The 13342-nt window shown below is 39.0% G+C and carries 8 protein-coding genes; 3 read left to right on the top strand and 5 right to left on the bottom strand.

Annotated elements, in window-relative coordinates; translation table 11 throughout:
- Positions 1-4 precede the first annotated feature (4 nt).
- From NSU02_RS08805 to NSU02_RS08790, 4 genes are all read right to left on the bottom strand, one after another.
- Positions 5-3610 (bottom strand): dynamin family protein, encoded by a 3606-nt coding sequence (locus NSU02_RS08805; protein WP_339195409.1) that lies wholly within the window; start codon positions 3608-3610, stop codon positions 5-7.
- A gap of 444 nt (positions 3611-4054) precedes the next feature.
- Entirely contained in the window at positions 4055-7498 is a 3444-nt protein-coding gene (gene pyc / locus NSU02_RS08800) for a pyruvate carboxylase (protein WP_339195406.1), read from the bottom strand.
- A 69-nt stretch (positions 7499-7567) separates the two neighbouring features.
- Positions 7568-8740 (bottom strand): FtsW/RodA/SpoVE family cell cycle protein, encoded by a 1173-nt coding sequence (locus NSU02_RS08795; protein ID WP_339195403.1) that lies wholly within the window; start codon positions 8738-8740, stop codon positions 7568-7570.
- 227 nt (positions 8741-8967) lie between these two features.
- Positions 8968-9252 carry a YlaN family protein gene (locus NSU02_RS08790; protein ID WP_063389660.1) on the bottom strand — a complete coding sequence of 95 codons (285 nt, stop codon included), beginning with the start codon at positions 9250-9252 and terminating at the stop codon, positions 8968-8970.
- A 280-nt stretch (positions 9253-9532) separates the two neighbouring features.
- On the opposite strand from NSU02_RS08790, the gene NSU02_RS08785 reads away from it, so the two are divergent.
- Complete coding sequence (locus NSU02_RS08785; protein ID WP_066250247.1) at positions 9533-10030, top strand: molybdopterin-dependent oxidoreductase; 498 nt, start codon at positions 9533-9535, stop codon at positions 10028-10030.
- A gap of 275 nt (positions 10031-10305) precedes the next feature.
- Here the strand turns inward: NSU02_RS08785 and NSU02_RS08780 are convergent, their stop codons facing one another.
- Positions 10306-11634: a PhoH family protein gene (locus tag NSU02_RS08780; protein ID WP_339195400.1), complete on the bottom strand. Its 1329-nt coding sequence runs from the start codon at positions 11632-11634 to the stop codon at positions 10306-10308.
- 271 nt (positions 11635-11905) lie between these two features.
- Here NSU02_RS08780 and NSU02_RS08775 point away from each other — a divergent pair, with 271 nt between their 5' ends.
- Positions 11906-12505, top strand: a complete 600-nt coding sequence (locus tag NSU02_RS08775; protein WP_063389657.1) for a YhcN/YlaJ family sporulation lipoprotein — start codon at positions 11906-11908, stop codon at positions 12503-12505.
- 553 nt (positions 12506-13058) lie between these two features.
- Complete coding sequence (locus tag NSU02_RS08770) at positions 13059-13259, top strand: YlaI family protein (RefSeq protein WP_063389656.1); 201 nt, start codon at positions 13059-13061, stop codon at positions 13257-13259.
- The last annotated feature ends 83 nt before the right edge of the window (positions 13260-13342 follow it).

The raw sequence follows: 13342 nt of genomic DNA, 5'->3' as shown, positions 1-13342 counted from the left end.
CTCTTTATGAAAGCGATGTTAATTCATTGAATTTTTCTTTCATCCATTGTACATCATTTGGTGCTGTCAACGTTTTTAATCTAGCTTGAATAAATTGTTCCCCTTCATGAATCATTTTTTCCTTCAGCTGTTTGATTTCCTTTTTCAATAATGCTTCGTAATGGCGAGCCAGATGCTCTTCAAAAGCTCTCACCGACATGTCAATCGTATCTTTCAAATTCTGTTCTAGAATTTCAAACAGCTTTTGCTTTTCGTTCTGCTCGAAAAATGATTTCGTATTTCGGAACACTTTATGTGCTTTTGAAACATCAAATTGAATGTAAGGGAAAACGGAAACTTGGATCCGGATTTCTTCCCATTGAATCTCTTCTATATTTGAAAACGGAACTGCTACACATTGTTTAGCAACCATGTCGGAAAGGTTCTGATTGATTTTTTGCAATATTCCGTTTAAATAATTTTCAATACGAAGTGTTGTAGCGTTCATTTCCTGCTGGAGCTGAATATTCAGTCCTTCTATCATTTCGTTAAAACAATCCATTAAAATGGCTGCTTCTCCCTTTGTGCTGTTTGTAAATTTGCCAGGATGATACGCCTCTTTAAACAGCTCCGGAAGTTTATGAAGAAGCCGCTGTTTTACGTAATAGTTCAATTCTTCCGTTTCCTGCTGGAATGTTATAACGTATTCGTCAACTGATTGCGTACGAATTAATTCCTGCATGCGATTGAGCTGATCCTTCAATTCGCGAATTTTCTGATCGCGTTCGCTTTCATCAAGCTCCAAAAGCTTGATCATATCTGAAAGTTCTGAGACCGCCTGTTGAAATTCATGTTCAGCCGCTTGAATTAAAACGGTCATCAATTCATGATGGATAAAATGTTCAAACGACTTGAGAAAATGCGGAAACTCGTCTCGAACCTTTGAAATCTTTTTCTTTTCCAATGCCTGTAAGCTTGAAACTTGAAAAAGCTTCGGCTCTCGGATTGAATGGGACAATAACATTTGCTCGACATAATTTCGAACATCTTCTGCATCTTGATCATGTTCCGCCAAATCAATTGCATTGATGATAAAAAACATTTTATCTAACGTAAAGGCGTCCTTTACAAGACCAAGCTGATCCAAAAACTGCTGATCTCCTTTTGAAAATGGATGGTTGTAGTAAGTTAAAAAGATAATGGCATCCGCATGTTTTATATATTGGAAAGCAAGTTCTGTATGCCGGCCGTGAAATGAACTCGCACCTGGAGTATCAACAAGAGTAATCCCTTTTCTAGTCAGATCACAATCATAATAAATCGTTACATCCTGAATCATACATGACCGTTCTTCTTTTGCAACAAATGACTCAAGCTCATCTGCCTTGATCCATTTCACTTTTTGATCTTCTTTTTCATAAAATGAGATTCCTTCTAAAAAGGTGTTCAGCCTTCGTTGAACCATTTCATCTTCCGTTCGTTTCATTGCTTGAAGCATCGCTTCGCGCAAACCGGAAAATCTCTCTGCCTTAAGAGAAAGCGGTGCTAGCAATTCATTAATTTCTTCTAAAATTTGCTGCTCATTTTTAAAGACTACTTCCACATCCCCGTGTTTTTTGCCATCTTTAACACCGGTTAATTTATTGATAACAGCGGTTGTTGGAGTTGGCGAGGAAGGGAAAATTTTTTCACCAATCAAGGCATTTAAAAAGCTCGATTTTCCTGCACTAAACGCGCCAAAAATTGCAATTTGAAAGGAGCGGTTCTCAATTTGAGAAAGTTTTTCTTTTAAGCGGTTGGCTGAATGCTCCAGCCCAGTCTCATTTAAAATTTCAATCCCTTTTTGCAGCTTATTTATCATTTGATCTTTCTTCGCCGCTTCATGTTTTCGTTCGGTTTCTTTTTTCTCTATTTTTTTATCTTTTCTTTGCTTTTCATTCGAAATAAGGAATTGAAGAGAATTCCATTCCATGATTTGTTTTTGCAGATGTTCGGCTTTCCATCGCTCGATATCGATATTGTCAACAGTTCCTTGACCATTTAATATGTCGGAAAGCTGTTTAAACTCATTCATAAATTGTTCTTTCTCATCAATCGCTTTAGACATTTGCATCAGTTTGACTGTAAGCTGTTCCCGCTCCTGTTTCATCCGTTCTCTTTCTGTTTGATTCATCTTGTGTAACGCTTTGATCATGTGATCGCGCAAGCTTTGAGCTTCTCGTTTGCACAATTGCTGTACAGCATTTGAAACATCTTTCCCATACTGGAGCACATATTGACCATTTAATTCAGCCCCTGGTTTGATCACGTCAAGCAGCATATTTTCATCAAATTCGATCGAAAAGCTTAGTATTTGCTGTAAAAGAGAAGGTTGGTCGATATGATGCTTTTCATAATATTTTTTCGCCATATTGATGATGTGCCATACAATTTGCGATTCCACATTTTTGGCCAGCTCTTCATAAAATTGAATAAGTGCATTTCGTTTTGCCTCTTCTGTTTTCTTTTTTGAGAAAAACAAACCAACTTTAAAATCTTTTTTCTGGGTTTCAATTAATTTTGCCGCTTTTTCCCTTGTATCATAAGGCATAAGATTGGCGTTTCTCAACAAACCATCAAGTTCTTGATCAAATGCTGCTTCAAACTGTTTAATGTCTTCATCTATCAGTTTGAGCTTCTGTTCTATTTCCGACAATTTTTGCTGGCTGTTTTGAAGCAGCTGATCAAGCTGATTCCATTCATCCAATGAGAGATGAAGACTCTCCGCTTTCTCTTTAGACAAATCCTCCTTCATTTGTTGAAGCAAAATTTTTGCCTGCTCCAATACATTTTTTCGCACTAAATGCTTTTTATTATCGACTAGCCCATTTAACCGCTCCTCTAACTGCTTAAATTCGTTTAAAGGATGCTCAGGCGATTTCGTTGTCGTATAATAAATATTTTCCTTTTCAATTCCGATAGCTGTCAGCGAGGCTTCAATGTTTGTTTTAAACGTTGAAAAAGGGATTTCATCTTCTTGATGCTTATCAATTTGGTTGATGATGACGATGATCGGTTTATTCATCCCCCTCAGCTTTGACAAGAAAGAAAAATTCAGCTCCGACTGAACGTGATGATAATCCGTCACATATACGATGTAATCCGCTAAATGGAGCGCCGATTCTGTTCTTTTGCGATGATCGTCATCCGTCGAATCAATTCCCGGCGAATCTGTTAAAATCAGATGTTCACGAATCGTAAAATAAGGCCGTTGAATAAATACTTTTTCAATTTCATTTTCTTGTTTGCACAGCTTGCTGATCAGCTCATTATCCAAATCGTCTTTCGATTCATACATTTTGCCATTAAACAGATGCACACGGGTCAAACGTTCGCCTTTCGCCAGCATGACGATATTGGAGCTGGTCGGAAGCGGACTCGAAGGCAAAATGGTTCCGTTTGCAAGCTTGTTTAACAGCGATGATTTTCCTGCCGAAAAATGGCCCATAAATGCAATTTGGATTTGATCCTGCATTTCTTTTTCAATTAATTCTTTCCATTTTTGTTTATAGGAAGCTTTGACTTCTTTAGGAAGCTTTTCAAATATTTGAATCAAGCTGCTGATTTGTTCTTGCTCAACTACATTTCCCATACCTCAGGCTCCTTTTCGTCAATTCCTCATGTTGATTTTACCATATTGCCCGTAAATGAAGGCAAAAAAATTATTTTCAGGAGCCTGGATCAAGAAAAAACCCGCTTCGCTTCCTCCCAAGCGACTGTTAAAAAGCTCAGTTTTCCCATAAAAAAGAGATTGACGGTTTTTTGCCAATCCCCGCTATGTAATATATGAAAAATTTATTTATGAATTTGAATCGACTCGCTTCAAAACATATCCGATTAAAATGCTATAAATCAAAACCGTACTACCGACAAAAAGCATTGTCATGTCGTCACAGCCTTTCTTGAGAATGATTTTCATCATTAATTAAAGAATAACATGAGTGAAAATCATTTTCAATAGTTTTTTCGAAACGAAGTTTTAAATTTTAAAATTTTACATAAAAAAACCAGCCAAAAATGGCTGGCACAAAATTTATTATTTAGTGATTTCAATTAACAAATCACCTGTTTGAATAGCTTCTCCGCTCTTCACATAAATATCTTTAATAACACCTGCAAATGGAGCTTGAACAGTCGTTTCCATTTTCATTGATTCAGTGATCATTAAATGATCGCCCTTATTTACTTTTTCGCCTTTTTCTACCAAGACTTTAATTACTGTTCCAGGCATAGACGCTCCAATATGTTCAGGGTTTTGCGGATCTGCTTTGACTCTTTGCTGAACAGTTGATTTGATGCTCTCGTCTTTAATGACAACCTCACGCGGCTGGCCGTTTAATTCAAAGTACACGATCCGCGTTCCATCAGGCTGCGGTTGGCCAATGGAAACTAGCTTCACAATCAGCGTTTTTCCTTTTTCTATTTCCACTTCAATTTCTTCGCCTAAACGCATTCCGTAGAAGAATGTCGGTGTATCTAAAACAGAAATGTTTCCATATTGTTCATATGTTTTCAAATATTCCGTGAACACTTTTGGATACAGTGCATAAGCAATCGTCTCGTAAGGCGTCGGCTCACGATGGAGCAGCTGCTCCAGCTCTTCTTTTAATGCTTGGAAATTAACCGGCTCCAATAGCTCCCCAGGTCTAACTGTAATCGGCTCACGGCCTTTTAAAATCACGCGCTGGAGCTCTTTCGGAAAGCCTCCGTACGGCTGGCCGAGATATCCGGCAAAAAATTCAATGACTGAATCTGGGAAGTCAAGCGATTCTCCACGCTCATATACGTCTTCTTCCGTTAAATTGTTCTGAACCATAAAGAGCGCCATGTCACCAACAACTTTTGATGACGGAGTTACTTTGACAATATCGCCAAACATTTGGTTGACGCGGCTGTACATTTCTTTCACTTCCTCCCAGCGGTCACCCAAACCTACAGCCTTCGCCTGCTGCTGTAAATTGCTGTATTGTCCGCCAGGCATTTCATGTACATAAACTTCTGAATGAGGAGCTTTCATGCCGCTTTCAAAGTCTTGATAATATTTGCGAACTTCTTCCCAATATTGAGACAGCTTTTCCAATGATTGAATGTTAACATTCGGTTTTCTTTCCGAACCTTCAAGCGCATAATATAAAGAATTGGCACTTGGCTGAGAAGTTAAACCGGCCATTGAGCTCAACGCCGTATCTATAATATCGACTCCTGCTTCGATCGCTTTGGCATATGTGTATATGCCGTTTCCGCTCGTATCATGTGTATGCAAATGAATTGGCAGATCGACCGTTTCTTTTAACACTGAAATAAGCTCATATGCCGCCTGTGGCTTCAACAGTCCTGCCATATCTTTAATGCCTAAAATTTGTGCACCTGATGCTTCCAATTCTTTTGCCATCTGTTTGTAATAATTCAAATCATATTTTCTTCTTGTTGGATCGAGAATATCCCCTGTATAACAGATGGCTGCTTCGGCAATTTTTCCGGTTTTTCGGACGGCATCGATGGCAAGGGTCATCCCTTTTACCCAGTTTAAGCTGTCAAAGATTCTGAACACATCAATGCCTGCTTCCGCTGATCTTTCGACAAATTCTTTAATTACATTATCTGGATAGTTTTTATATCCGACAGCATTCGATGCGCGCAAAAGCATTTGCAGAAGCAAGTTTGGCACATGCTTTCTGACAATTTGAAGTCTTTCCCACGGATCTTCTTTTAAAAAGCGATAGGCAACATCAAACGTTGCTCCTCCCCACATCTCAAGCGAAAACAGGTTTGGAAGCAATCTCGCAGTAGGTTCAGCAATCTTTTTAATGTCATTTGTACGCACGCGAGTTGCCAGCAATGATTGATGAGCATCTCGGAAAGTCGTATCCGTCAACAGCACTTGTTTTTGTTCTTTTACCCATTTAACAAGGCCGTCGACTCCTTCTTTCTCTAAAATTTGTTTCGTTCCTTCTGGAATAGGCTCCGATAATTTTACGTGCGGAATTGGTGGCTCATCAAATACTGGTTTTTTCTTTTTCCCGATGCCTGGAAAACCGTTCACCGTCACATTCCCAATATATGTGAGCATTTTTGTTCCCCGATCTCGTTGTTTCGGGAAAACGAACAGCTCAGGTGATGAATCAATAAAGGACGTATCATATTCTCCAGATAAAAATTTCTCATGTTTAATGACATTTTCCAAAAAAGGAATATTTGTTTTTATTCCGCGAACTCGAAATTCTCTTAAATTTCGAATCATTTTTCTGGCAGCTTGCTCAAACGATAGCGCCCATGTCGATACTTTTACAAGCAATGAATCATAATAAGGTGTAATAACAGCGCCTTGGAAGCTGTTTCCGGTATCCAATCGAACGCCAAAGCCGCCTCCGGAACGATACGCCATAATTTTTCCAGTGTCCGGCATGAAATTGTTCAGCGGATCTTCCGTCGTCACCCTTGCTTGAATAGCATATCCCCATGTTTTAATGTCTTCCTGTCTTGGAATTCCAACTTCCGGGCTGTGAATTGAGTGGCCTTCTGCCACAAGAATTTGTGTTTGAACGATATCTATCCCTGTAATCATTTCAGTAATCGTATGTTCTACTTGAACGCGCGGATTTACTTCGATGAAATAAAAGTCATCTCCGGAAACTAAAAATTCCACCGTACCTGCATTGACATAGTTGACATTTTTCATTAACCGTACAGCCGCTTCGCAAATTTTATCCCTTAATTCCTGCTTTAAAGAAACGCTTGGAGCAACTTCCACGACTTTTTGATGACGACGTTGGACAGAACAGTCCCTCTCATAAAGATGAACAATGTTTCCATCGTGGTCACCAATGATTTGCACTTCAATATGCTTCGGATTTTCGATCAGCTTTTCTACATACACTTCGTCGCTGCCGAATGCAGCTTTTGCTTCCGATTTAGCTCGTTCATAAGAATCCTTTACTCCAGCCTTTGAACGGACTATGCGCATACCCCGGCCTCCGCCGCCAAGAGCAGCTTTAATGATAAACGGATACCCGTATTCTTCACCAAACTGAATCACTTCATCCAAGCTTTTGACTGGACCGTTGCTGCCTGGAATGACTGGAATTCCGGCCTTTTCCGCCTGATGTCTAGCTTTCACTTTATCGCCAAACATATCTAAGTGCTCTGTTCTAGGGCCGATAAAAATGATTCCGGCTTCTTCGCATTTTCTAGCAAATTCGATATTTTCAGATAAAAAACCGTATCCGGGATGAATAGCATCCACGTCATGAGCTTTTGCAATTTCAATGATACCGTCAATATCGAGATATGCTTCGATCGGTTTTTTTCCTTCGCCAACTAAATAAGCTTCATCTGCTTTATATCGATGATAAGAACCTGAATCTTCCCTGGAATAAATTGCAACAGTTCGGATATTCAATTCATTGCAAGCTCGAAATACCCGAATCGCGATTTCTCCACGGTTTGCTACTAAGATTTTTTCAATTTTTCTGTTCGTCATATAAATCCCCCTTGCAGTGTATATTAGATTTTCAAGAAAATAAAATTAGAGCAGCATATGGCGGAACGATTACATGCTTGCAATTTCTTTTTCTTTTTTATATTGCTCCCGGTAATTGACAAACATTGAAACATTCACTAACAATCCCATCGATATTAATAGTACTAATAACGATGAGCCTCCATAGCTGACAAACGGCAATGTAACACCAGTGATCGGGATCAGCCCTGTCACTCCTCCCAAGTTGACGGCCGTTTGAATGGCGATCATACTTGAAACTCCTACGGCAATCAATGTACCAAAGGGGTCGGTGCATTTTCTTGCAATATAGAGGCCTTTTAAAACGATAAACGCCAAAAGCGCAAGAACAAATAATACACCGAAAATACCTAGCTCTTCCGCTACAACGGCCATAATAAAATCAGTGTGCGCTTCCGGCAAATATCCGTATTTTTGCACGCTTTCCCCCAGCCCCAGTCCAGTAAGACCTCCGGATCCGATCGCAATATATGAATTGACGAGCTGATAACCTGCTCCGTCTTCATGTTCAAATGGATCCGTATACCCTGTAAAGCGGGAAAGACGTTCTTTACTAAAAATATCATCGGCCTTAAATAAAATGAGCGGACTTAGCAGCAATAAGAAAAATAAAGCAAGCAATACTAACTTTAACATGTTTTTGATGCCCATACCTGAACATAAAATAATAGACAAGGCAATCATTCCAATAATGAATGATGTCCCAATGTCAGGCTGAAGCATAACAAAAACGCAAATCAATACGGTAAAGATTACCGGAGGCAATGCTCCCTTTCCGAAGTGCCATATGTACGATTGCTTTTTTTCGTATACAGCTGATAAATAAATAATGGCGGAAAGCTTGACAAATTCTCCCGGCTGAATGGCTCTTCCGGCAACTTTAAACCAGCTTTGCGCACCGCCGGCAACATGTCCAAAAATAAATAACAGCCCGAGAACAGCAATCGATCCAAAAAACAAAATTCTTATAAATTTTCCGTTCAGCAGAGCGCGGTACGGAAAAAACATCATAACTAGAAAAGCTATCGTTGCAAGCAGGAGCGAGGACAATTGCTTGCGAAAAAAATAATCGCTTTCCGTATAATACCTCGTGACTGCCATGATCATACTTGAACTGTACACCATGACCAAGCCGAAACCGCATAATAAGAAAACTGCTAAAATAAGCGAATAATCATATGATTTTAAAATTCGTTTCAACATGTTCATCTTCCTTACGACTTGCTGCTCTTCTTGTTGCAAAATAAATACACAGTCATTGTTTTCATAAGTGTAAAGAAAATTTATTTTCTATTATACTTTGAACAATTCATTTTCTCAATGGCAAAATAAAAATTGCGAAGGAACACCTATTGTGGAAGGTCGATATGAGAAATGGAAAAGATAAAATAAAAGCCCAAACCTTTTTTTTACCGGTTTGAGCAAGCTTTTTATTTTCGTACAAATGCCTCGTGCAGAGCTGACAGCTCACGCTCAAGCTCATCAAGCAGAGCTTTTCCCTCGCGTTCTTCAATCAGGCCTAGTCTGACAGCAAAGTCAATTTCCCGAGATAATCCGAACATTTGCGTATCTAAAACCTCTTCATAAAGAGGACATTGAGGCATTGTCAAATTGTCCATTTGTACTTTAATCAATTTCATGATTTTATCTGCATCCGCCTTTAAAAGCGAAAGAGCCTTTTCCCGGTGACTAAGAACCATTTCAAATGATGCCATCTGAATCCCTCCGTTCCCCATTAAGGAATCCCTATTCTATCTATTAATATTAAATGTTATAAAGGAAAATTGCAAGGAAACACGCACCCTCCTTCCCTAATAATTTTAAAGTTGTTCATATATATGTATGAACCTTCCAAAAAAATGCTAGAAGAATTCGTCTGATTGATTTGCCGCGTCTGGACTCAGCCGCCTGACTGTCGCCTTTTTGAACTGAAATGGGCAACGGAATGTGACAAAATCCATAAAAGCGCTTATACTTTAACGTGGAGGGATGCTCATGAGCGATATTATTCAAATAAAAGGGAATGTAAAATTTCCAATTACTTTGGACCCAGGTGTTTGGATCTTTGATGACCGCCGCATTGATTTAAATACATATTTTGATCAAGGCCGCAAAGAGGAAAACATAGAAGAGGACTATGTGCAAAAAACAGCAAATCAATGGCAACGGGAGATTCAGGAGGGAGCTGTATTTCCGCCTACTTTAAAAACGGAACAAAAATTTGAAAAAGAAAAGGTGCTTACCGGGACTTTCGGCATGCCGCTTAAACCGTTTTTATCAAATGCTGAACCGTTAACGAACGCCAAAACAGTCGTTTTTGAAACCGAAAACGGCGAAGTCGAAATGCCGATTGAAAAAGCAGAAGAATGCATTTTGGCATTTAGCATGGAAGGAAAACCGTTAAAAGAAGACGGCCCTGTCCACATCATTTACGGAGATGGCTCGAACCGCAATGATCCAATTAAAAAGGTGAGAGCAATAATCGTAAAATAATTTTTGGGGGTGTCTAATAAGTCGTTTTTATGGCTTATTGACGCCCCCATTAATGTTTTAGAAACGTTGATATATCGGTGTTTATTACCAATGGCGATTTGACTTTCTGGAAAGTACCCTTTTTTTCCATTGCTCACAATTTGAGTAGAATCGCAAATGTTAGCGCAAAAAATCTTTTTGGATGCTGCAAAGAGCTTAAGATAAATCAGCTTCTGCAAAGCTCACACTTTTATCTCTGACCCCTGAGGCTTTTGAAACTACAGCATCTCACTTTTTCATAACAAATCTGCTGCTATTTGCGCCAATTGGGATCGTTCGCCTTTCAGTAATTTTACATGCCCGGCAATTGCTTGATCTTTAAATTTTTCCACTACATAGGTCAACCCATTGTTATATTCATCTAAATAAGGATGATCAATTTGTCCTGGATCCCCCATCAACACAATTTTGCTTTTTTCGCCAACTCTTGTTAAAATCGTCTTCACTTCATGTTTCGTCAAATTTTGCGCTTCATCGATGATGATAAATTGTTCCGGGATGCTCCTGCCGCGAATATAAGTCAGCGCCTCCACCTCGATCGAATTCATACCTGCTAAAATCGCATCAAGCTCGCCAGCTTTTTTCGTATTAAATAAATATTCTAAATTATCCCATATTGGCTGCATCCAAGGCCTCAGTTTTTCTTCTTTTTCTCCCGGCAAAAAACCGATATCTTTTCCCATTGGAACAATTGGTCTGGCGACAAGAAGCTTTTTATATGATTCCATGTCTTCTGTTTGCATCAGCCCGGCCGCTAAAGCCAAAAGCGTTTTTCCTGTACCTGCTTTGCCGATCAAAGTCACGAGCTGAATATCGTGTCTCATTAATAGTTCGAATGCCATCGTTTGTTGAACATTTCTCGGCTGAATTCCCCAAACATGGTCATGCTGAAAAACAATCTTTTTCAATCTTTTCCCTGTTTTATCGACAATCCCAATGGCAGATGATTTGCCTCCTAAAGCATCCTTCAGCAAAATAAATTGATTCGGATAAAAAGGATGATTGGTTATTTCCGACAGCAGCAGCTCATTTTTCTCATAAAATCGGTTTAAGTTTTCCATACTTATGTAAAGGTCAAGAAACCCTGTATAGATATGGTCAATTTCTACTACACGATCGCTCAGAAAATCTTCAGTATGAAGTCCAATCGCATCTGCCTTCACTCTCACTAAAGCATCTTTGCTGACTAAAATTACCGATTTTCCATCTTTCTTTGATTGCTCTTCCAATGATAAATTTTTGGCTACTGCCAAAATTCGGTTATCATTTGTTTTTTCCACGAAAATCTCCTGCAGATCATGAAACGAACGATGATTTAATTCAATTCTTAAAGATCCGCCGTTTGGCAGAGGAATTTTTTCGTGCAATTTCCCTTGTTCCCTCAACTGATCAATGATTTTTGAAACTTGGCGCGCATTTCGTCCAACTTCATCCATATATCTTTTTTTGGAATCCACCTCTTCAAGAACAACGGCAGGTATTACAACTTCGTGCTCATCAAAGGAAAAAATGGAATTCGGATCCTGCAACAAAACATTCGTATCCAGCACATATATCTTGCCCAATCTTTCTTCCTCCCTCATCCGAAATTATTGGAGGCTTCCTTAGCTAAAATATATGTCTTTATGAATAAAGATAGAAGGTTTATTAAACAATAAATAAAGAAAGATGCTGCCTAAGCCGATGTCTTCTACAATCCAGTCGGGAGTAAACTCCGAAAGATTCAGGCTTCTTTATAAGTTTTGTAACTAGAACCAATGTTATTCGTCAAAGACGGAAGCACGAAATAAGTAATGGATTACTTTACACCTTACTTGTAAGAAAAGGAGTGATAGCATGCGCAGCTTTTTGATGTTTATTTTGCTTGTCGGCTTTATTTTAAACGGTTGTTCCACAAACGAAAATGCACGAGAGGAAAATCGTGGTGAAAACTATTCAAGAACAATTACTGTCAAAGATTCCGTGCGGGAAAATGTTGATCGCAAATCCGGCCAGGAAATCGCCCGCCGCTTGGCAAAAATAGCCGAAAATGTTCCAGATGTAAATGATGCAACTGCAGTTGTTCTTGGAAATTATGCAGTCGTCGGAATTGATGTCGACAAAAAGCTGGATCGTTCAAAAGTTGAATCGATTAAGTATTCCGTTGCAGAATCATTAAAAAACGATCCTTACGGGGCTTATGCTGTAGTTATTGCCGATCCAGACACAAATGAACGAATCCGCCAAATTGGAGAGGAAATTCAAAACGGCCGGCCCATTGGCGGCATTCTAGATGAGCTCGCTCAAATTGTCGGAAGATTGATGCCGGATCTTCCTGGTGACGCGACAGACAATCAACAAAAGCAGCCGATGAATGAAAAAGATCAGCTTCCGAAGTCAAAAAATCAAGAGCTGAATAAAGAACAGCGTGATCAATCAAACCAAAAACAACAATAAAGACATTAAAACGCTTAAGTCCGAAGCTTAAGCGTTTTTCATTGCTTTCAACACCTTTTAGTCAAAATCCGATGATATTTTGTCATATTTAATAAAATAACAACTCATAAAACATTGTTTCACTATCGACCTGCGCGGCTGAAGATCAGTATGTCTATTCATTTTAATAATAGCTTGACTATCGCCGGATGATTCACGATCCCAAGTCGGAACGGAAATGCAAATGGCTCTGGTTTGGATAAAGAGTATTGACCTGTCTCACAATGTTTTTTGCAATGCTCGAAAGTGGCTCAATAGCTTATTTTTCTGTCTTTTCTTATAGAAATTGTATTGTGTGTAAGTCGTATAAAGCCGCTGCTGGCTTGATTCTTTTGCAAAGTTGCAAAAGAAATTGTGTGAGCGGAAGCAAAACGTGATATACTATGCGAGAGGCGAGTGAGTATAGAGGCGTGTTGTCTGAAAGCAATCCAAACTATCATCGAAGCCTTTTGATGCTGAGACGAACAACGTTGTACAAAGCTTAAAAATTTGATTAGAAAGTGTGAGAAGCAAGATGAAAGTCAAATGTGTTTTATGCGATAAAATCGAAACAATTGATGACGAATCATTGAAGGCAAAACAGCTGAGGAATAGACCGATTCATACATATATGTGCAATACTTGCTATAATCGAATTACGGAAAAAACAAACAAAAGACTATCAACCGGAAAGTTCCGTTTGTACCGCGAAAGAAAAAGGAATGAGCTTTTTTGAGAACAGAAAAATACTCAGAAAAAAGTTAAACAGATGAAGGTGGTGCGCACTGGCACATACCGACATCTGTTTTTATTTTCTTT

The organism is Aeribacillus sp. FSL W8-0870, assembly GCF_037963755.1.
Taxonomy (GTDB): Bacteria; Bacillota; Bacilli; order Bacillales; family Aeribacillaceae; genus Aeribacillus; species Aeribacillus composti.
This window is presented reverse-complemented; position numbering and strand designations above follow the sequence as displayed.